The organism is Streptomyces composti (genome assembly GCF_012034205.1).
Lineage (GTDB): Bacteria > Actinomycetota > Actinomycetes > Streptomycetales > Streptomycetaceae > Streptomyces > Streptomyces composti.
Genome location: NZ_JAATEM010000014.1, coordinates 130,313 through 149,353 on the forward strand (window position 1 = coordinate 130,313; position 19,041 = coordinate 149,353).

Sequence of the window (19,041 nt, forward strand, 5' to 3'; positions counted from 1 at the left end):
CTCTTCCACAGTGATCAGGCCCGGATCATCCGGGCGTCACTTGGTGACGCCCGCGTCCTTCAGGGCCTTCTGGAATTCGGCGGGTGTGCCCGGGGTTTCGATCACCTTGCCGTTGATCTTGACGGTGGGGGTCGACTCGACGTCCTTGGCCTTTTGGAAGGAGTCGCTCATCTTCAGTGCCCAGGCGTCGTAGGTGCCCTTCTTCACGGCGTCCTGGAACTCCTTGTTGCCCTTCAGGGCGGCCACCGTGTCGGCCACCTCGAGCAGGTAGTCGTCCTCGGCGAACTTGTCCTCGGTCTCCTCGGGGTGGTGCTCGGCCGAGTAGAGCGCCTCCTTGTAGTCGAGGAAGGCGTCGGTGCTCACGTTCAGCGCGGCGCCGAGGGCGCTGAGGGCGTTCTTGGAACCCTCACCACTCAGCCGGTCGTCCAGGAAGGTGCCGATGGTGAAGCTGAGCTTGTAGTCGCCGTCCTTCATGCCCTTGTTGACGGCCTCGCCGACGCTCTGCTCGAAGGCCGCGCAGCCTGGGCAGCGCGGGTCCTCGTAGAGGTGAACCACGTTGTCGGTCCCGGACTCGCCGATGGTGACGGTGGTGCCGTTCTTGCCCGAGGTGTTGGCGGGGGCGACCACCTTCGCCTTGGCGGCCTTGTCCCAGCCCGAGGGCTTGTTCGCCTGGACGATCGCGTAGCCGACGCCGCCGGCCGCGGCGAGCACGCCGACGATGGAACAGGCGACGATGATCTGCCGCCTCAGCTTGGCCTTCTTCGCCTGGCGTTCGCGTTCGGCGCGGAGGCGTTCGCGGGCGGCGGTCTTGGCTGCGTGGCTGTTTCGCTTGCTCATGGGTTTTCGCTCCAGAGGGCGCACCCAGGGGTGCGGATGTGTGGCAGGGACTGTCGTGCTCGGTTCAGGTCACACGGACGTGACCGGGCACGGGGGTCCCCTGCGGCCCGGGGAGTGCGACAGGAGCAGCAGGCGGATCGTGGAGACGGGCGCCGTCGGGCGGGAGGGGCGGCGGATGCGGGGCGCACGGTGCGCCGTGATCACCGCCACCGCGAGCAGCAGCGGGCGGAAGGTCGTCGCCGCCACCGCCCGCAGGAGCTGCCCCAGTGCCCGCTCGCCCCGCCGCAGCCAGGCCGCCGCCACCAGGCCGACCCCGATGTGCGCGCCCAGCAGCAGCCAGGCGGTGCCCGGGCCGGCCTGCGCGAGGAGCGCCGGCAACCGGTCCCCGCCGCCCGCGGGGCCGGTCACCCGGGCCAGCGGCGCACCCACACTCGTGCCGTCGCCGCACAGCACGTCGAAGCCGACCTCGCGCAGCGGGCCGGCGACCGGCCCGCCCGCCCGGCCGTAGCAGATGTGCTGCCCGGTGGTGAAGACCGTGTCGGCGGCCAGCTCCAGCGGGATCAGCAGCGCGGCGATGTGCCCGAAGGACCGCTCACGGCCGGCCAGGGCGAACGCCAGGGCGAACACCGCCCCGGCGATCGCGGCCACCGTGTTCAGCGGCAGCGGAGCCCCGGACAGCAGCACGTGCGACGCGGTGCTGAGCGTCACGACCACGGCCGTGAACAGCGCCGCGCGCACGGCTCTGAGCTGGGTTCCGGATATGTCCATGGCGGGGAAAGTGTGTCACGTGCTCCGGTAAGGGAGCGCTAAAGGGTCGAAGGAGCAGCAGCCGGATCACAGGCCGGGGATGCGGCCGTTGCGGAACAGGTCCAGGAAGATCTGGTGGTCGGCGCGGGCCCGCGCGCCGTAGGTGTGCGCGAAATCGACCAGCAGCGGCGCCAGTCCCTCCTCGTCCGCGGCGATCGCCGCGTCGATGGCCCGCTCCGTGGAGAACGGCACCAGGGACTCGCCCGAGGTGTCGTCCGCCGCCGCGTGCATCGCCGCCGTGGCCCGGCCGAGATCGGCCACCACCTGCGCGATCTCCTCCGGCTCGTCGATGTCGCTCCAGTCCAGGTCCACCGCGTACGGCGACACCTCGGCGACCAGCTGCCCCGCGCCGTCCAGCTCGGTCCAGCCCAGCCAGGGGTCGGCGTGCGCCTGCAGGGCGCGCTGGGAGATCACCGTGCGGTGCCCCTCGTGCTGGAAGTACTCCCGGATCGCCGGGTCCGTGACGTGGCGCGAAACCGCCGGTGTCTGGGCCTGCTTGATGTAGATCACCACATCGTTCTCCAGGGCGTCGCTGTGTCCCTCGAGCAGGATGTTGTACGACGGCAGCCCGGCCGAGCCGATGCCGATGCCGCGGCGCCCCACCACGTCCTTGACCCGGTAGGAGTCCGGGCGGGCCAGCGAGGCGTCCGGCAGCGTCTCCAGATAGCCGTCGAAGGCGGCGAGCACCTTGTAGCGGGTGGCCGCGTCCAGCTCCACCGCGCCGCCGCCGGGGGCGAAGCGGCGCTCGAAGTCCCGGATCTCGGTCATCGAGTCCAGCAGCCCGAACCGGGTCAGCGAGCGCGCGTCACGCAGCGCGTCCAGCAGCGGACCCTGGGCGGTGTCCAGCGTGAACGGCGGCACCTCGTCGCTCTTGGCGCCCGTGGCCAGCGCGTGGATGCGCTCGCGGTAGGCGGCCGCGTAGATCTCCACCAGCTCGGTGATCTGCTCGTCGCTGAGCGCCTTCGCATACCCGATCAGCGCCACGGAGGCGGCGAACCGCTTCAGGTCCCAGGTGAAGGGACCGACGTAGGCCTCGTCGAAGTCGTTGACGTTGAAGACCAGGCGGCCGTTGGAGTCCATGTAGGTGCCGAAGTTCTCCGCGTGCAGATCGCCGTGGATCCACACCCGCGAGGTGCGCTCGTCCAGGTACGGTCCCGAGCGCTTCTCCGCCTGCAGGTCGTGGTAGAAGAGGCACGCCGTCCCCCGGTAGAAGGCGAAGGCCGAGGCCGCCATCTTGCGGAACTTCACGCGGAACGCGGCCGGGTCGGCGGCGAGGAGCTCGCCGAAGGCGGTGTCGAGGACGGCGAGGATCTCCTCACCGCGGTGCTCGTCGTTGAGCTGCGGGACCGACATCGCTCAGTGCCTCCTGGTGCGGGACGGGTGGTGGTCGGACGCCCGGGCCGGGCCGTCCCGGTGTCCAACGTGTGACGCTGCCCAGGAGTGCCCGTGACCCCCGCCCGAAGGTACGTGTGGAAGGGCCGCGAGTGTCAGTGCCGGGGCATAGACTTCGACGCTGACCAGAAGACTCGCCGCCTGTCCGTCACCAGCTGTTCTCCTTGGAGGCCGCACCGTGTCAAAGCCGCCGTTCACGCACCTGCACGTCCACACCCAGTACTCGCTGCTGGACGGTGCCGCGCGGCTGAAGGACATGTTCGACGCCTGCAACGAGATGGGCATGACGCACATCGCCATGTCCGACCACGGCAACCTGCACGGGGCGTACGACTTCTTCCACTCCGCGCAGAAGGCCGGAATCACCCCGATCATCGGGATCGAGGCCTATGTCGCCCCCGAGTCGCGGCGCAACAAGCGCAAGATCCTCTGGGGCCAGCCGCACCAGAAGCGCGACGACGTCTCCGGCTCCGGTGGCTACACCCACAAGACGATGTGGGCGGTGAACAAGACCGGTCTGCACAACCTCTTCCGCCTCTCCTCGGACGCCTACGCCGAGGGCTGGCTGCAGAAGTGGCCCCGGATGGACAAGGAGACCATCGCCCAGTGGTCCGAGGGCATCGTCGCCTCCACCGGATGCCCCTCCGGCGAGATCCAGACCCGGCTGCGCCTCGGCCATTTCGACGAGGCGCTCAAGGCCGCCGCCGACTACCAGGACATCTTCGGCAAGGACCGCTACTTCCTGGAGCTGATGGACCACGGCATCGAGATCGAGCGCCGGGTCCGCGACGGCCTGCTGGAGATCGGCCGGAAGCTGGGCATCCCGCCCCTGGTCACCAACGACTCGCACTACACCTACGCGCACGAGGCCAGTGCCCACGACGCGCTGCTGTGCATCCAGACCGGCAAGAACCTCTCCGACCCCGACCGCTTCAAGTTCGACGGCACCGGCTACTACCTGAAGTCCACCGAGGAGATGTACGCCATCGACTCCTCGGACGCCTGGCAGCAGGGCTGCGCCAACACCGCCCTGATCGCCGAGATGGTCGACACCACGGGCATGTTCGAAAAGCGCGACCTGATGCCCAAGTTCGACATCCCGGAGGGCTACACCGAGGTCAGCTGGTTCCGCGAGGAAGTCATGCGCGGCATGCACCGCCGCTACCCGGACGGCATCCCGGAAGACCGCATGAAGCAGGTCGAGTACGAGATGGACACCATCATCTCGATGGGCTTCCCCGGCTACTTCCTCGTGGTCGCCGACTTCATCATGTGGGCCAAGAAGCAGGGCATCGCCGTCGGCCCCGGCCGCGGCTCGGCGGCAGGCTCGATCGTCGCCTACGCCCTCGGCATCACCGACCTCGACCCCATCCCGCACGGCCTGATCTTCGAGCGCTTCCTCAACCCCGAGCGCATCTCCATGCCGGATGTCGACATCGACTTCGACGAGCGCCGGCGCGTCGAGGTCATCCGGTACGTGACCGAGAAGTACGGCGCCGACAAGGTCGCCATGATCGGCACCTACGGCACCATCAAGGCCAAGAACGCCATCAAGGACGCCGCCCGCGTGCTGGGCTACCCGTACGCGATGGGCGACCGCATCACCAAGGCCATGCCCGCCGACGTCCTCGGCAAGGGCATCCCGCTGTCCGGCATCACCGACCCCAGCCACCCCCGCTACTCGGAGGCGGCCGAGGTCCGGGCGATGTACGAGAACGAGCCGGACGTGAAGAAGGTGATCGACACCGCCCGCGGTGTGGAGGGCCTGGTACGGCAGATGGGCGTGCACGCGGCCGGCGTGATCATGTCCAGCGAGACCATCACCGAGCACGTCCCGGTCTGGGTGAGGCACACCGACGGCGTGACCATCACGCAGTGGGACTACCCGAGCTGTGAGTCGCTCGGCCTGCTGAAGATGGACTTCCTGGGCCTGCGCAACCTCACGATCATGGACGACGCCGTCAAGATGGTGAAGGCCAACAAGGGGATCGACATCGATCTCCTGAGCCTCCCGCTCGACGACCCCAAGACCTTCGAGCTGCTCCAGCGCGGCGACACCCTCGGCGTCTTCCAGTTCGACGGCGGCCCGATGCGCTCCCTGCTCCGGCTGATGAAGCCGGACAACTTCGAGGACATCTCCGCCGTCTCGGCCCTGTACCGGCCGGGCCCGATGGGCATGAACTCGCACACCAACTACGCGCTGCGCAAGAACGGCCAGCAGGAGATCACACCGATCCACCCCGAGCTGGAGGAGCCGCTCAAGGAGGTCCTGGACGTCACCTACGGCCTGATCGTCTATCAGGAGCAGGTGCAGAAGGCCGCCCAGATCATCGCCGGCTACTCGCTCGGCGAGGCCGACATCCTCCGCCGCGTCATGGGCAAGAAGAAGCCGGAGGAGCTGGAGAAGAACTTCGTCATCTTCCAGGCCGGCGCCCGCAAGAACGGTTACAGCGACGAGGCCATCCAGGCGCTGTGGGACGTGCTGGTGCCGTTCGCCGGCTACGCCTTCAACAAGGCGCACTCCGCCGCGTACGGACTGGTCTCCTACTGGACGGCCTACCTCAAGGCGAACCACCCCGCCGAGTACATGGCGGCGCTGCTCACCTCGGTGAAGGACGACAAGGACAAGTCGGCCGTCTACCTCAACGAGTGCCGCCGCATGGGCATCAAGGTGCTCCCGCCGAACGTCAACGAGTCCGAGGCCAACTTCGCCGCCCAGGGCGACGACGTGATCCTCTTCGGCCTCTCCGCGGTGCGCAACGTCGGCACCAACGTGGTGGAGTCGATCATCAGGTGCCGCAAGGCCAAGGGGAAGTACACCTCCTTCCCGGACTACCTCGACAAGGTCGACGCGGTCGTGTGCAACAAGCGCACCACCGAGTCGCTGATCAAGGCCGGTGCCTTCGACTCCCTGGGCCACACCCGCAAGGGGCTGATGGCCCAGTACGAGCCGATGATCGACAACGTGGTGGCGGTCAAGCGCAAGGAGGCCGAGGGGCAGTTCGACCTCTTCGGCGGCATGGGAGAGGACCAGAGCGACGAGCCGGGCTTCGGGCTCGACGTCACCTTCACCGACGAGGAGTGGGACAAGGCCTACCTGCTCGCCCAGGAGCGGGAGATGCTCGGCCTGTACGTCTCCGACCACCCGTTGTTCGGCCTGGAGCACGTGCTGGCCGACAAGGCCGACGCGGGCATCTCCCAGCTCACCGCCGGGGACTTCGGCGACGGCGCGGTCGTCACCATCGGCGGCATCATCTCCGGCCTGCAGCGCAAGATGACCAAGCAGGGCAACGCCTGGGCGATCGCCACGGTGGAGGACCTGGCCGGCTCCATCGAGTGCATGTTCTTCCCTGCGACGTACCAGCTGGTGTCCACGCAACTCGTCGAGGACGCGGTGGTCTTCGTCAAGGGCCGACTGGACAAGCGGGAGGACGTGCCGCGTCTCGTGGCGATGGAGCTGATGGTCCCCGACCTGTCCAACGCGGGGACCAACGCGCCCGTGGTGCTCACCATCCCGGCGGCCCGGGTGACCCCGCCGATGGTCAGCCGCCTCGGCGAGATCCTCAGCCACCACAAGGGCGACAGCGAGGTGCGGATCAAGCTCCAGGGGCCGCGCAAGACGACGGTGCTGCGGCTGGACCGGCACCGGGTCAAGCCCGACCCGGCGCTCTTCGGTGACCTCAAGGCCTTCCTCGGGCCGTCCTGCCTGGCCGGCTGAGCGGACGGGCTCGTCGTGCGTGAGGGGCGCCCCCGGTTCCGGGGGCGCCCCTCGTGCCGTGCCTGGGCCTCAACGGCCCGGTGCGCCGATGTCAGTTGTGGCCGAAGCGCTTCTGCCGGCCCTTGCGCGCGATCTCGTCGGGGGCCGCCTGCGAGGTGCGCTGCTCGTCCGGGGTCTCGATCGCGGTCGGCTGCTGCGCCTGCTGGGCACGCTGGTTGTGGGCCTGCTTACGGTCACGGTTCTTGTTCTTGGCCATGGGATGCCTCCTGTGGGGGATCTAGGGGCCAGGGCCGGAACCAGGTTCACATAGTCATATAACCCGCGCGAGTCGGACAATTACCGTGTGTGACAAGTGCGGTCGGGGGAGGAAGTGTGGAAACGCCACGCCGAAGATCGAGTTCGAGCCGTTAACCCCGGCGCGGTCGGGCAGACTCGAATCAAGCCCGAAGCAAACCTCCCGGAAAGAGGGTGGATCGCGTGGACCGCTGCATCGTCCTGGTGGACGCCGGGTATCTGCTGGGGGCCGCCGCCAGTCTCCTCGCCGGGGAACCCTCACGGTCCCGGATCACCGTGGATCACGCCGCTCTCATCCAGGGCCTGCGCGAACGCGCCGAGTCCGACACCCGGCAGCCGCTGCTGCGCATCTACTGGTTCGACGGCGCCCCCGACCGCGTCCCGCAGCCCGAGCACCGGCGGCTGCGCGTGATGCCCCGGGTCACCGTCCGCCTCGGTGCCCTCACGCGCAGTGACGGCCGCTGGGCGCAGAAGGGCGTGGACGCCGCCATGCACGCCGAGCTGACCGAACTGGCCCGCAACCGCGCCTGCTCCGACATCGTGCTGGTCACCGGCGACGGCGACCTGCTGCCCGGCATGATGGCCGCCAAGGAGCACGGCGTCGCCGTCCATCTGTGGGCCGTGCAGGCCGCCGACGGCGACTACAACCAGTCCGAGGACCTGGTCGCCGAGGCCGACGAGCGCCGGGTGCTCGACCGCGCCTGGATCGTCAAGGCGGTACGGGCCAAGGACATCAGCGGGGTGTGCGCGCCCCCGCCCGTCGCCCGCCCCGAGATCGCCGCGATCCTCTCCGCCCCGCTGCCCGAGTCCGCGCTCCCCGCCGCAGGCGGACGCGCCGCCCAGCCGGCCGCGCACCCCGCGCACCCCGCGTCCGCAGCGGCCAACGGTGCGGCGGAGCGCACCCCGGTGGCCAGGGCCGTGCCCACCCCGAAGGACGTGGCCGCCCTGCGCGCCCCCGGCACCGCAGCGCCGCCCGCGCCGCCCGCCTCCGCCACCCTGCGCTGGTCCTCCGACAAGGGCTGGGTGGACCGGCCCGTCACCGAGCCGCCCGAGGCCGCGTCCATGCCGACCCTCGCCCAGCTCACCACCGCCGAGCAGCGGTGGGCCGACCGCGAGGAGGACATCACCACCGTCGGCGGCGACCCCTACGAGGTGGGGCAGGTCTTCGCCCGGCGCTGGGTGGAACGTCTCGGCGACCAGAGCCACCTGCAGAAGCTGTCCGGCATGTACCCGCGCATCCCGCACCGCATCGACGGCGAGCTGCTGCGCTACGCCGCCCGCTTCGGCCTGCTCGCCCACAAGGACGACCAGATCGACGAACGCGACCGTTACGCCATCCGTGCGGGGTTCTGGCGCGAGATCGACGTGCGCACCGGCACCGAGCGGGCGGCAGCCGCCGAGTAACCTCCGCCCCGGAAGCCGGGCGGGCCCGCCGACCCCGTAGTCTCGTCCCTTGTGAGTACGCGCGCGGCACAGGCATTCCGGCACGGCGGTGAGGCCGTGTGCACGGTGCGCGGGCTGACCAAGACCTACCCGGCGGCGCGCGGCCGCCGCGGGGTGCCGGACACGCCCGAGGTCAGGGCCACCGACGACGTGGACCTCGACATCCGGCGCGGCGAGATCTTCGGACTGCTCGGGCCCAACGGCGCCGGCAAGTCCACCCTGGTGCGCCAGCTCACCGGGCTCATGCGCCCCGACCGCGGCACGGTCGAGATCCTCGGCCACGACATCGTCCGCCACCCCGAGCGCGCCTCCCGCATCCTCGCCTACCTCGGCCAGGAGTCCACCGCCCTGGACGAGCTGACGGTGTCCCTCGCCGCCGAGACCACCGGACGGCTGCGCGGCCTCGGCGCCCGGCGAGCGCGGGCCGAGCGCGACGCCGTGCTGGAGGAGCTGGGCCTGACGCCGCTCGCCGGGCGCCCGCTGCGCAAGCTGTCCGGCGGCCAGCGGCGGCTCGCCTGCTTCGCCGCCGCGCTGGTGGGCGAGCGCCCCCTGCTGGTGCTCGACGAGCCCACCACCGGCATGGACCCCGTGGCGCGGCGCGCCGTGTGGTCCGCCGTCGACCGGCGGCGCGCCGAGCACGGCTCCACGGTGCTGCTGGTCACCCACAACGTCATCGAGGCCGAGACCGTCCTCGACCGGGTCGCCGTGCTCGACCGGGGCCGGGTCATCGCCTGCGACAGCCCCGCCGGGCTGAAGGAGCAGATCGCCGGCGAGGTCCGGGTCGAGCTGGTGTGGCGCGAGGCCGCGCCGCTGCACGTGCCCGAGGTCGCCGCGCTGCGGGACCGGGCCGCCGAGTCGGGCCGCCGCTGGACCCTGCGGCTCGCCCCCGAGGAGGCCCGCACGGTCGTCGCCACCGTCACCGGCGGGGCCGCCTTCGCCGCCCTGGACGACTTCACGCTGGCCACGCCCAGCCTGGAGGACGTCTATCTGGCGCTCGGCGGGGCGGTGCGGCGAGGGCTGGTGAAGGCGTGAGCGGCACGGTGAGCACACCCCGCACGGCATCCGTACGGAACAGGGCGACCGCCTCGGCGCGACCGGACGCACCTTCCGGTGGCCCCGCGAGGACCCTGCGAGCGAATCTTCTGGCGAAGGGGAGCAGCACGACGTGAGTGTCGTACCCGCCGATGTCCTGCCGGGCGGCGCCCTGGCCGCGGAGGAGACCGCCGGCCGGCCGGCCGAACTCGGTCCGCGGGCACGGCTGTGGCCCTCGCTGGCGGCCGTGTACCGGGCGCAGCTGTCCCGGGCGCGGGTGGCGCGCATCCCGCTGCTGTTCGTGGCGACCTTCCAGTCGGTCGGGATCATGATCCTGATGCGCGGTGTCGTCGACGGCGGCGGCGAGGCGCGGGCGGTGGTCGCCGGCTCCTCGGTGCTGGTCGTCGCCTTCGTGGCGCTGAACCTGCTGGCGCAGTACTTCGGCCAGCTGCGGGCGAGCGGCGGGCTCGACCACTACGCCACGCTGCCGGTGCCGCCGGCCGCGGTGGTGCTGGGCGCGGCCGGCGCGTACGCCTCGTTCACCGTGCCCGGCACGGTGGTCACGGCCGTCTTCGGCTGCGTGCTGTTCGGGCTGCCGCTGGCGCATCTGTGGGTGCTGGCCGCGGTGATTCCGCTCGCCGGGGCCGCGCTCGCCGGGCTCGGGGCGGCGCTCGGACTGCTCGCCCCGCGGCCCGAGCTGGCCACCCTGCTCGGCCAGCTGGGCATGTCCGCCGTGCTGCTGCTGGGGGTGCTGCCGGCCGAGCGGATGCCCGAGGCGGTGCGCCTCGCCCGGGACCTGCTGCCCTCGACCTACGGGGTGGACGCCTTCGCCCGCACCTTCGCGGAGCGGCCCGCCTGGGGGCTGGTGCTCGGCGACCTCGCGGTGTGCGGGGTGGTCGGGGTCCTCTCGCTGGGCGTCGCCACCTGGGCCTACCGCAGGGCCGCCGTCCGGTGACACACGCCGGGGCGGAGCCTGGCACGATGGCAGGGTGAGCGCACCTCTGACACCACCACCGCCGCACGAACACTCCTCGCCCGACGGGTGGCGGGGTCAGCCGCCGACGTCGCCCGCCGCGGGGCAGCTCGCCGCGGCGACGCCCAAGGACGCCGGGCCGGGCAAGCCGGGGCATACCGCGGACACCGGGCTCGGGTGGTACGGGCAGGACGGGCCCGGGATGAGGACGGAGATGCGGGAAGCCGCGGTGACCGCGGTCGCGGTGGCGCTCAGCGGGGTGCTGCTGGGCCTGCTGTGGTGGTGGCTGGCGCCGCGCGTGGCGTATGTGGGCGATGTGACCGGTGACAGCTGGGTCGTCTACGTCAAGGACACCGAGGGCGAGCAGGCGGTGGGCGCCGACGGCACCTTCACCCTCCTGGCCCTGGCCTTCGGCGCGGTGAGCGCGCTGGTCGTCTTCCTGCTGCGGCGGCGCGGGGGAGTGCCGCTGGTGGCGGGAATGGCGCTCGGCGGGCTGCTGGGCTCGCTCCTCGCCTGGCGGGTCGGCGTGTGGCTGGGGCCGGAGCAGGACCTGATCGCCCAGGCCCGGGAGGCGGGCCGGGGCGTCGCCTTCGACGCGCCGCTCAAGCTGGGTGCGAAGGGGGCGCTGCTGGCCTGGTCCATGGCGGCCCTCGTGCTGCACCTCGGCCTCACGGCGCTGTTCGGCCCGCGCGACCCCGAGCCCCTCCCGCCGCCCCCGGAGCAGAACGGACCCGTGCGCCTGGAGAAGTAGCACCGGGCGGCCGGAGAACCCTCGCCCTCGTGAGGCGGCACCGGGCCCCGGCCCCCGTACGGCAGGTACGGAGGGCCGGGGCCCGGTACGTCGCGCCCGTGCATGAGGCCGTCCGCGGCGGCTCGCCGGCGGACGGCGGGTCCCTCGGCCTACGCCGGCCGGCGGCCGTGGTTCGCGCGGCCCTTCCTGGTGCGCCACCTGCGCTTGCGCGTCCTCTTCGACATGTCCTTTCTCGATAGCCGAGGAGGAGTCCGGCGTCGAGGTGCCCCGCGCCGACACCGGAAGCACGTCCGAAAACGCGCGCCCGCCGCGAGCCGCGCGCGGCCCGCCCGGGCAGGTTCGCGAAGTGCCCGCGGTGCGCCCGCCCCGGGCGCCTTCGCGACAGCCCCGCGGGCGCCACCCGCCGGGCTACGGGCGGGCGATCGGCGCCAGCGTCGCCGAGGTCAGCTCGGCCAGGGTGTCCGGGGCGAGTTCCACCTCCAGGCCCCGGCGGCCCGCGGAGACGCAGATGGTGGCGTGCCCCCGCGCCGACGCGTCCAGGACCGTGGGCAGCTTCTTGCGCTGGCCCAGCGGCGAGATGCCACCGCGGACATAGCCGGTGGTGCGTTCCGCGAGCGCCGGGTCGGCCATCGCCGCCCGTTTGCCGCCCACCGCCGCCGCCAGGGCCTTCAGGTCCAGCTGGCCGGCCACCGGCACCACGGCCACCGTCAGGCTGCCGTCGATCTCGGCGACCAGGGTCTTGAACACCCGGTCGGGGGAGACGCCCATCGCCTCGGCCGCCTCCTCGCCGTAGGAGGGGTGGGACGGGTCGTGCTCGTAGGAGTGGAGCGTGAACTCGGCGCCCGCCGCGGCCAGAACCACCGTCGCCGGTGTGCCGCCGGACTGCTGCTTCTTGGACTTCTTCGCCATCAGGGCACAGACCTCAGTTGAGATTCGTCGGGCCGCGCGTCAGGTCCGGCGCGGGCAATGACGGCAGGCTACGGATGATCGCCGTCTCCGCGCGCAGGAGTTTCAGCTCGTCGCGGAGCCGGGACGCGGTGTCCGGGGCCTGCAGCAGCCGCTGCTTCGTCGGCGTGTCCAGCACCATCGCCGCGGCGACCAGATAGGAGACGACGCCCGGCTCGTCCGGCAGCTCAGCGCCGGTCGCCAGGGACCGCTCCCGCGCGCCCGCCAGCCGCTTCTGGTACTGCCGGAACGCCCGCAGCACCCCCTCCGCCAGGGCACCCGCCTCGTCGCCGGGCTCCTCGGGCACCGGCTCGAGCTCGGCGGTGAGGAACGGCCCCGAGGCGTCCACCGACAGCAGCCGCACCCGGGTCGTCCCGGTCGCGAGCACCTCGAAGGTGCCGTCCGCCCGCTCCCGGACGGTCGCCGCGTCGGCCACACAGCCCACCTTGTGGAAGGCCTTCATCGGGCCGGGGCCGAAACCCGCCGCGGGGCCGCGCTCCGGCAGCGCCGTCGGGTCGGGCATGCCGGGGGCGCTCGGCGCGACCTCGTGGCCGTCACGGATCGCCACCACGGCGAACCGGCGGGGCTCGTCCTCGGGCGTCTTCAGCAGCTCGCGCATCATGGCGCGGTAGCGCTCCTCGAAGACGTTGAGCGGAAGCACGAGCCCCGGGAACAGCACCGAGTTCAGGGGAAAGAGCGGGAGCCGGACGGTGGTCACGACGCAAAAGCCTAATGGTCGCCGGAGCGCATGTGCCGTCGCTGTTCACGGAGTGGATGGCCGGACCCGCCACCCGCGGCCACGGCCGCCCGCACCTTCCGGCGCACCTGGAGGAACCGGCCGAGCGGATCGGCCGCGTCCCGGTCCCAGGGGAAGCTCGTGGCGTACACGCCGATGAGGCCCAGCTGCTCCAGCGCGTCCGTCCAGCGCTCCAGGCGGACGAGCACGTACGTCAGCAGATTGCGCGGCTCGGCCGGCCAGGCGTGACGCGCGGGGAACCGGGCCGACAGGGCCATGGCCCGGTCGGCCGCCGCGTCGAGCCGCGCCCGCGGCAGCGGGGGACCGCAGCCGTCGGTGAGGTAGCCGAACGCCGCCCGCAGCGGCAGGGCCTGGGTGAGCGAGTCGTCCGGCGCGTCCTGGGCGGCCGGCTCGGCGAAGTCGAAGCACTCGCGGTGCGAGCCGTGCCAGGAGGACGCGAGATAGCCCAGGGCCGCGACATGGCAGCCGTAGTGGTGCGGGTCGCGGCGGACGGCCGCCGCCCACAGCTCCTCGAAGTAGGTGTGGCCGGCGCGGGCGCCCCGGGCGTGGTCCAGGGCGAGCCGCCAGGGCACCGGATCGCCGTTGTCCGCCTTGGCCGCTGCGGTGATCAGCGGGCTCACCTCGCGCAGCAGTTCGGCGCGCGCGGGGGAGTCCCAGGCCCGGTCCACCGCCAGCTGGGCGTCGACCAGCAGCGCGTCCCCGTCCTGCGGGGCGGCGGCCCGCCAGGAGGCCAGCCAGTCGGGGCGCGAACGCGCGAAGACCGCCAGGCGCCGTACATAGCGGTCCCGGCGCTCCCAGGCCCTGGTGCGCCGGGTGGCCGCGAGCAGCTCAGCGGCCGGGACGAAGTCCCCCTGCGCGGCGCCGAGCAGCGCCGGGCCCAGCGCGTCGTCGGGGGCGTCGAGCAGGACCTCGTCGTCGGCGGGCAGCACGGCACCGACGGCGGGTGCGTCGGCCGTCCTTCTTCGCACCCGGGGGGAGCGGGTGAACGCGTGCAGCGGAGCCATGGTCCAACCATTGAAAGTCCGCTGGTCACGGGCGCGCCAGAGGCTTCACCGAAGTCGCGGAAGGTTGTACGGCGGCCGGTCAAGGGCAGGTAAAACAACGTCAGGTGAGAAGGAGGCCGGCCGCCACAGCGAACCGCTAGTTGCGCCGCAGGGCGCGGGTCACGCCCGCCGCCACCGTCGTCGCCAGGATCCAGCCCATCAGGATGAACCCCGCCGCCAGCCACTGCCAGCCGCCGCGCAGCTGCCAGAAGCCCGCCTGGCCCAGGTCGATGACCGGCAGCAGCAGGTCCAGGGCGAACAGCGACGGATTCCACGCCGGGTGCTCGCCCTCCTTGATCGGCGGATGCTCGGCGCGGGCGAAGGCGACCGAGCCGGCCGCCCACAGCACCGCCATCCACACCGCGGCCCGGCCCGGCCGGTAGCCGTAGGCGACGGTCCAGTCCTGGGCGTACCCCCACAGCTTGGCCGCGAGCGGCAGGCTCTCGCGGCGCCGGCGCTGCTTGGCGAGCAGGACCTCGCGGGCGTCCTCGTCCGCGCCGCTCGCCCGCAGCACGGCGGCCAGCCGCTCGTAGGGCTCCGGGTTGTACTCGGCGCTCGCCGCCCCGGCCCACCGGATCCGCTTCTCCAGCGGGAAGGGGCCGCGTGGCACCAGGTTCTCGTAGGTGAAGCCGCCCAGCTGCAGCCGGCCGGGGCCCGGCCAGCTGTCCACCCGGTCGATCAGATTCACCACCCGGGCCCCCGACAGCACCGCCCGGCCACGCACCGGCCGCGCGCAGAGGAAGCGCAGCTCGGGCGTCTGCACCCGGCGCAGCGACAGCTCCTGCTCGTCGGTGAAGGCGAACCGGGCCCCCTCCAGGTCCACCGCGTCCCCGAAGCGCCCGTCGTCCAGCCGCACCCCGCCCTGGCACTCGAAGCGCTGGATCCGGGTGCCGCGCGCCGGGGTCATCCCGCTCCTGGCGTGCGGGCCGAGGCCCGCCGGGGTCAGATACAGCGACCGCCCGACCGTCAGCTGGGGCGCATTGAGCGCGTGCCGGGTGTTCGGGTTGAGCAGGCGGGCGCCGCGCAGGTTCAGCGAGACGCCGATCGTGGCGCCGCGCAGGCTCAGCTCCCCGTGCGACTGGAGCATCTCCGCCTGCAGGTCCTGACCGACCGTCAGGCCGTCCCCGGCGAGCGAGCGGCCGCTGCGGTCGCGGTGCACCACCGCCTGGTTGAGCAGCAGATCGGTGCCTATCCGGGCGTCGGTCAGCCGGATGCCGCGCAGGAAGCGGCAGCGCGGCAGATGCAGATCGCCCTCGGTGTGCAGCCGGGCCGCCTCCAGGCGCGGCACCGCGCAGTCCACGAGGCGCACCGTGGTGAAGCGGGCCTCCGGCAGCAGTACCTCCCGCTCGAAGCGGCAGCCGCGCATCTCCACGTACGGGACCACGACCCCGCCGGCCAGGTCCATCGTGCCGCTGATCAGCACGCCGGACAGCTTCAGCGAGGAGACCCGGCCGGCCAGCGGGGGCGGACCGTCCAGCAGCAGCCAGCACACGACCCGCGCCCGCACCGTGCGCTCGGGACCCCACGGGTGGCCCCCGTGCGGATCGTCCACGACCGTGTCGCCGCTGCTCAGGTCGTACAGACTGCCGCTGCGGAACGCCTGCCACATGCCCGCCTCGACGGCGGTCAGGTCCTCCGGCGGCGGCCCGGCGCCCGGTCCCGCCCCTGTCGGCACGGCTGCCCCCCTCCTCCCCGGCTACTTGCTGGTTCATCGCTTCATACAGCCGTTGTGCCCGGTCGTGTCACCGCTTGAACACGGAACGTGAGCCGGATCGCGCCGATGTGTGCGGAGGGTCACCGCGTGACACGCGTATCAGCCATTGGAACGCGCGGACGTCCGCACGCACGGGTCTGAGAGAATTGAGCACGTGATCTCCCGAATCGATCTGCGCGGCGACGCCCTCCCCGAGGGCCCCGCCCTGCGTGACCTGCTGCCCCGAGCCGACTTCGACGTCGCGGCCGCCCTGGAGAAGGTGCGTCCCATCTGCGAGGCCGTGCATCATCGTGGCGACGCGGCGCTGATCGACTTCGCCGAGAGGTTCGACGGGGTACGGCTGGAAAGCGTCCGGGTCCCGGACCAGGCGCTCACCGACGCCCTGAAGCAGCTGGACCCGGCCGTGCGCGCGGCCCTGGAGGAGTCCATCCGCCGCGCCCGGCTCGTCCACCGCGAGCAGCGCCGCTCCACCCGCACCACCCAGGTCGTGCCCGGCGGCACGGTCACCGAGAAGTGGGTCCCCGTCGACCGGGTGGGCCTGTACGCGCCCGGCGGCCGCTCGGTCTACCCCTCGTCCGTGATCATGAACGCGGTCCCGGCGCAGGAGGCCGGCGTCCCGTCGATCGCGCTGGCCTCGCCGGCCCAGGCCGAGTTCGGCGGGCTGCCGCACCCCACGATCCTCGCCGCGTGCGCGCTCCTCGGCGTCGACGAGGTGTACGCGGCCGGCGGCGCCACCGCCGTCGCGATGTTCGCCCACGGCACCGAGTCCTGCCCGCCGGCGAACATGGTCACCGGCCCCGGCAACATCTGGGTCGCCGCCGCCAAGCGCTACTTCACCGGGAAGATCGGCATCGACGCCGAGGCCGGCCCCACCGAGATCGCGATCCTCGCGGACGCCACGGCCGACCCGGTGCACGTAGCCGCCGACCTGATCAGCCAGGCCGAGCACGACCCGCTGGCCGCCTCCGTCCTGGTCACCGACTCCGCCGAGCTGGCGGACGCGGTGGAGAAGGAGCTGGAGCCGCAGGTCGAGGCCACCAAGCACATCGACGACCGGATCGTGCCCGCGCTCGGCGGCAGGCAGTCCGCCATCGTGCTGGTCGACGGCATCGACGAGGGCCTGCGGGTGGTCGACGCCTACGGCGCCGAGCACCTGGAGATCCAGACCGCCGACGCCGCCGCCGTCGCCGACCGGGTGCGCAACGCCGGCGCGATCTTCGTCGGCCCCTGGGCGCCGGTCTCGCTCGGCGACTACGCGGCCGGATCCAACCACGTCCTGCCCACCGGCGGCTGTGCCTGCCACTCCTCGGGCCTGTCCGTGCAGTCCTTCCTGCGCGGCATCCACATCGTCGACTACACCGAGGACGCGCTGGCCGAGGTCGCGCACCACGTGGTGACGCTGGCGGAGGCCGAGGACCTCCCGGCGCACGGCGCGGCGATCAAGGCGAGGTTCGGCTGGAAGGTGCCCGAGAGCAAGTGAGCGACGTGAGGATCGACGACCTGCCCGTGCGGGACGAGCTGCGCGGCAAGTCCCCCTACGGGGCGCCCCAGCTCGACGTGCCCGTACGGCTGAACACCAACGAGAACCCCTACCCGCTGCCCGAGCCGCTGGTCGAACGGATCGCCGAGCGGGTGCGCGAGGCCGCCCGCGGCCTCAACCGCTACCCGGACCGGGACGCGGTGGAGCTGCGCACCCGCCTCGCCGAGTACCTGACCCGCACCTCCGGTCACCGGGTCGGCGCGGAGAACGTCTGGGCGGCCAACGGCTCCAACGAGGTCATCCAGCAGCTGCTGCAGACCTTCGGCGGCCCGGGCCGCACCGCGATCGGCTTCGAGCCCTCGTACTCGATGCACGCCCTGATCGCGCGCGGCACCGGCACCGGCTGGATCTCCGGCCCGCGCGCCGACGACTTCACCATCGACCTGCCCGCCGCCGAGAAGGCGATCGCCGAGAACCAGCCGGACGTCGTCTTCGTCACCACCCCCAACAACCCCACCGGCAACGCGGTGCCCCGCGAGACCGTCCTCGCGCTGTACGAGGCGGCGCAGGCGGCCAAGCCGTCGATGGTGGTGGTGGACGAGGCGTACATCGAGTTCAGCCACGGCGACTCGCTGCTCGGGCTGCTCGAGGGCCGGCCGCACCTGGTGATCTCGCGGACCATGTCCAAGGCGTTCGGCGCGGCCGGGCTGCGCCTGGGCTATCTGGCCGCCCACCCGGCGGTGGTGGACGCGGTCCAGCTGGTCCGGCTGCCCTACCACCTCTCGGCGGTGACCCAGGCCACCGCGCTGGCCGCCCTGGAACACACCGACACCCTGCTCGGTTATGTCGAGCAGCTGAAGGCCGAACGGGACCGGCTGGTCGCCGAGCTGCGCGCGGCCGGCTACGAGGTGATCGAGTCGGACGCCAACTTCGTGCAGTTCGGCCGGTTCGACGACGCCCACCGGGCCTGGCGGCAGATCCTCGACCGGGGCGTGCTGGTCCGGGACAACGGCGTGCCGGGGTGGCTGCGGGTCACCGCCGGCACCCCGGAGGAGAACGACGCGTTCCTCGACGCGGTACGGGACATCAAGAAGGAGCAGAGCGAATGAGCCGCGTTGGACGCGTGGAGCGCACCACCAAGGAGACCTCGGTGCTGGTCGAGATAGACCTCGACGGCACCGGGCGGACCGAGATCTCCACCGGGGTCGGCTTCTACGACCACATGCTCGACCAGCTCGGCCGGCACGGTCTGTTCGACCTGACCGTGAAGACCGAGGGCGACCTGCACATCGACTCCCACCACACCATCGAGGACACCGCCCTCGCGCTCGGCGCCGCCTTCAAGCAGGCGCTCGGCGACAAGAAGGGGATCTACCGCTTCGGCAACTGCACGGTCCCGCTGGACGAGTCCCTCGCCCAGGTCACCGTCGATCTCTCCGGCCGCCCCTACCTGGTGCACACCGAGCCGGAGAACATGGCGCCGATGATCGGCGAGTACGACGTGACGATGACCCGGCACATCCTGGAGTCCTTCGTCGCCCAGGCCCAGATCGCGCTGCATGTGCACGTGCCGTACGGGCGGAACGCGCACCATATCGTGGAGTGCCAGTTCAAGGCCCTGGCCCGGGCCCTGCGCTACGCCTCCGAACGCGACCCGCGTGCAGAAGGGATCATTCCGTCCACGAAGGGTGCGCTGTGAACGGGCTGTCCACCGTCCTGATCGTGGTCGGGCTCTTCCTGGTCGGCGGCATCATCTCCTTCGTCAAGCAGAAGATGCCCACGAGCCTGATCGTGCTGCTCTCCATCGGCGCCGCGATGTGCCTCCTCGCCGGCGTCCTCAGGCTGGAGGTGTGAG

17 protein-coding genes are annotated in these 19,041 nt (G+C 72.1%); 9 read left to right on the forward strand and 8 right to left on the reverse strand.

Features of this window, described 5'->3' with window-relative positions; translation table 11 throughout:
• Positions 1–36: 36 nt before the first annotated feature.
• From HCJ93_RS13595 to HCJ93_RS13605, 3 genes are all read right to left on the reverse strand, one after another.
• Positions 37–837, reverse strand: coding sequence for a DsbA family protein (locus HCJ93_RS13595; RefSeq protein ID WP_167994736.1), 801 nt, complete (start codon positions 835–837; stop codon positions 37–39).
• A 69-nt stretch (positions 838–906) separates the two neighbouring features.
• Positions 907–1,605, reverse strand: coding sequence for a hypothetical protein (locus tag HCJ93_RS13600; protein ID WP_167994737.1), 699 nt, complete (start codon positions 1,603–1,605; stop codon positions 907–909).
• Positions 1,606–1,671: 66 nt separating this feature from the next.
• Complete coding sequence (locus HCJ93_RS13605) at positions 1,672–2,997, reverse strand: DUF2252 domain-containing protein (protein WP_167994739.1); 1,326 nt, start codon at positions 2,995–2,997, stop codon at positions 1,672–1,674.
• 217 nt (positions 2,998–3,214) lie between these two features.
• Here HCJ93_RS13605 and dnaE point away from each other — a divergent pair, with 217 nt between their 5' ends.
• A complete protein-coding gene (dnaE, locus tag HCJ93_RS13610; RefSeq protein ID WP_167994741.1) occupies positions 3,215–6,754 on the forward strand; it encodes a DNA polymerase III subunit alpha in 3,540 nt (1,179 codons plus the stop codon).
• 91 nt (positions 6,755–6,845) lie between these two features.
• On the opposite strand, the gene HCJ93_RS13615 is transcribed toward dnaE, so the two are convergent.
• Positions 6,846–7,010, reverse strand: coding sequence for a hypothetical protein (locus tag HCJ93_RS13615; RefSeq protein WP_167994743.1), 165 nt, complete (start codon positions 7,008–7,010; stop codon positions 6,846–6,848).
• A 221-nt stretch (positions 7,011–7,231) separates the two neighbouring features.
• Here HCJ93_RS13615 and HCJ93_RS13620 point away from each other — a divergent pair, with 221 nt between their 5' ends.
• The 4 genes from HCJ93_RS13620 (at position 7,232) to HCJ93_RS13635 (ending at position 11,247) form a co-directional block, all read left to right on the forward strand.
• Positions 7,232–8,452: an NYN domain-containing protein gene (locus HCJ93_RS13620; RefSeq protein WP_167994745.1), complete on the forward strand. Its 1,221-nt coding sequence runs from the start codon at positions 7,232–7,234 to the stop codon at positions 8,450–8,452.
• A 96-nt stretch (positions 8,453–8,548) separates the two neighbouring features.
• Complete coding sequence (locus tag HCJ93_RS13625; RefSeq protein ID WP_167994841.1) at positions 8,549–9,523, forward strand: ABC transporter ATP-binding protein; 975 nt, start codon at positions 8,549–8,551, stop codon at positions 9,521–9,523.
• Between the two features lie 133 nt (positions 9,524–9,656).
• Positions 9,657–10,478: an ABC transporter permease gene (locus tag HCJ93_RS13630; RefSeq protein WP_167994747.1), complete on the forward strand. Its 822-nt coding sequence runs from the start codon at positions 9,657–9,659 to the stop codon at positions 10,476–10,478.
• 34 nt (positions 10,479–10,512) lie between these two features.
• Positions 10,513–11,247 carry an AAA family ATPase gene (locus tag HCJ93_RS13635; protein WP_167994749.1) on the forward strand — a complete coding sequence of 245 codons (735 nt, stop codon included), beginning with the start codon at positions 10,513–10,515 and terminating at the stop codon, positions 11,245–11,247.
• Positions 11,248–11,655: 408 nt separating this feature from the next.
• Here the strand turns inward: HCJ93_RS13635 and ybaK are convergent, their stop codons facing one another.
• The 4 genes from ybaK to HCJ93_RS13655 all read right to left on the reverse strand — a co-directional run bounded on the left by ybaK (position 11,656) and on the right by HCJ93_RS13655 (position 15,667).
• A complete protein-coding gene (gene ybaK, locus HCJ93_RS13640; RefSeq protein ID WP_167994761.1) occupies positions 11,656–12,156 on the reverse strand; it encodes a Cys-tRNA(Pro) deacylase in 501 nt (166 codons plus the stop codon).
• Between the two features lie 13 nt (positions 12,157–12,169).
• A complete protein-coding gene (locus HCJ93_RS13645) occupies positions 12,170–12,910 on the reverse strand; it encodes an LON peptidase substrate-binding domain-containing protein (RefSeq protein WP_167994763.1) in 741 nt (246 codons plus the stop codon).
• An 11-nt stretch (positions 12,911–12,921) separates the two neighbouring features.
• On the reverse strand, positions 12,922–13,953 hold the full coding sequence (locus tag HCJ93_RS13650) for a hypothetical protein (protein ID WP_167994765.1): 1,032 nt from the start codon (positions 13,951–13,953) through the stop codon (positions 12,922–12,924).
• 136 nt (positions 13,954–14,089) lie between these two features.
• Positions 14,090–15,667 (reverse strand): oxidoreductase, encoded by a 1,578-nt coding sequence (locus HCJ93_RS13655; protein ID WP_167994767.1) that lies wholly within the window; start codon positions 15,665–15,667, stop codon positions 14,090–14,092.
• Positions 15,668–15,860: 193 nt separating this feature from the next.
• Here HCJ93_RS13655 and hisD point away from each other — a divergent pair, with 193 nt between their 5' ends.
• Genes hisD through HCJ93_RS13675 form a run of 4 tightly spaced genes read left to right on the forward strand, consistent with a single transcriptional unit; the run spans position 15,861 to position 19,040 of the window.
• Positions 15,861–17,186: a histidinol dehydrogenase gene (gene hisD / locus HCJ93_RS13660; RefSeq protein WP_167994769.1), complete on the forward strand. Its 1,326-nt coding sequence runs from the start codon at positions 15,861–15,863 to the stop codon at positions 17,184–17,186.
• Positions 17,183–18,295, forward strand: a complete 1,113-nt coding sequence (locus tag HCJ93_RS13665; RefSeq protein ID WP_167994771.1) for a histidinol-phosphate transaminase — start codon at positions 17,183–17,185, stop codon at positions 18,293–18,295. Before hisD ends, HCJ93_RS13665 begins: the two co-directional genes overlap by 4 nt.
• On the forward strand, positions 18,292–18,885 hold the full coding sequence (gene hisB, locus HCJ93_RS13670; protein ID WP_167994773.1) for an imidazoleglycerol-phosphate dehydratase HisB: 594 nt from the start codon (positions 18,292–18,294) through the stop codon (positions 18,883–18,885). Before HCJ93_RS13665 ends, hisB begins: the two co-directional genes overlap by 4 nt.
• The gene (locus tag HCJ93_RS13675) at positions 18,882–19,040 is read left to right on the forward strand and encodes a CG2302 family histidine operon protein (RefSeq protein WP_167994775.1); all 159 of its coding nucleotides are present in this window, start codon (positions 18,882–18,884) and stop codon (positions 19,038–19,040) included. The genes hisB and HCJ93_RS13675 overlap by 4 nt, the downstream gene beginning before the upstream one ends.
• Position 19,041 lies beyond the last annotated feature (1 nt).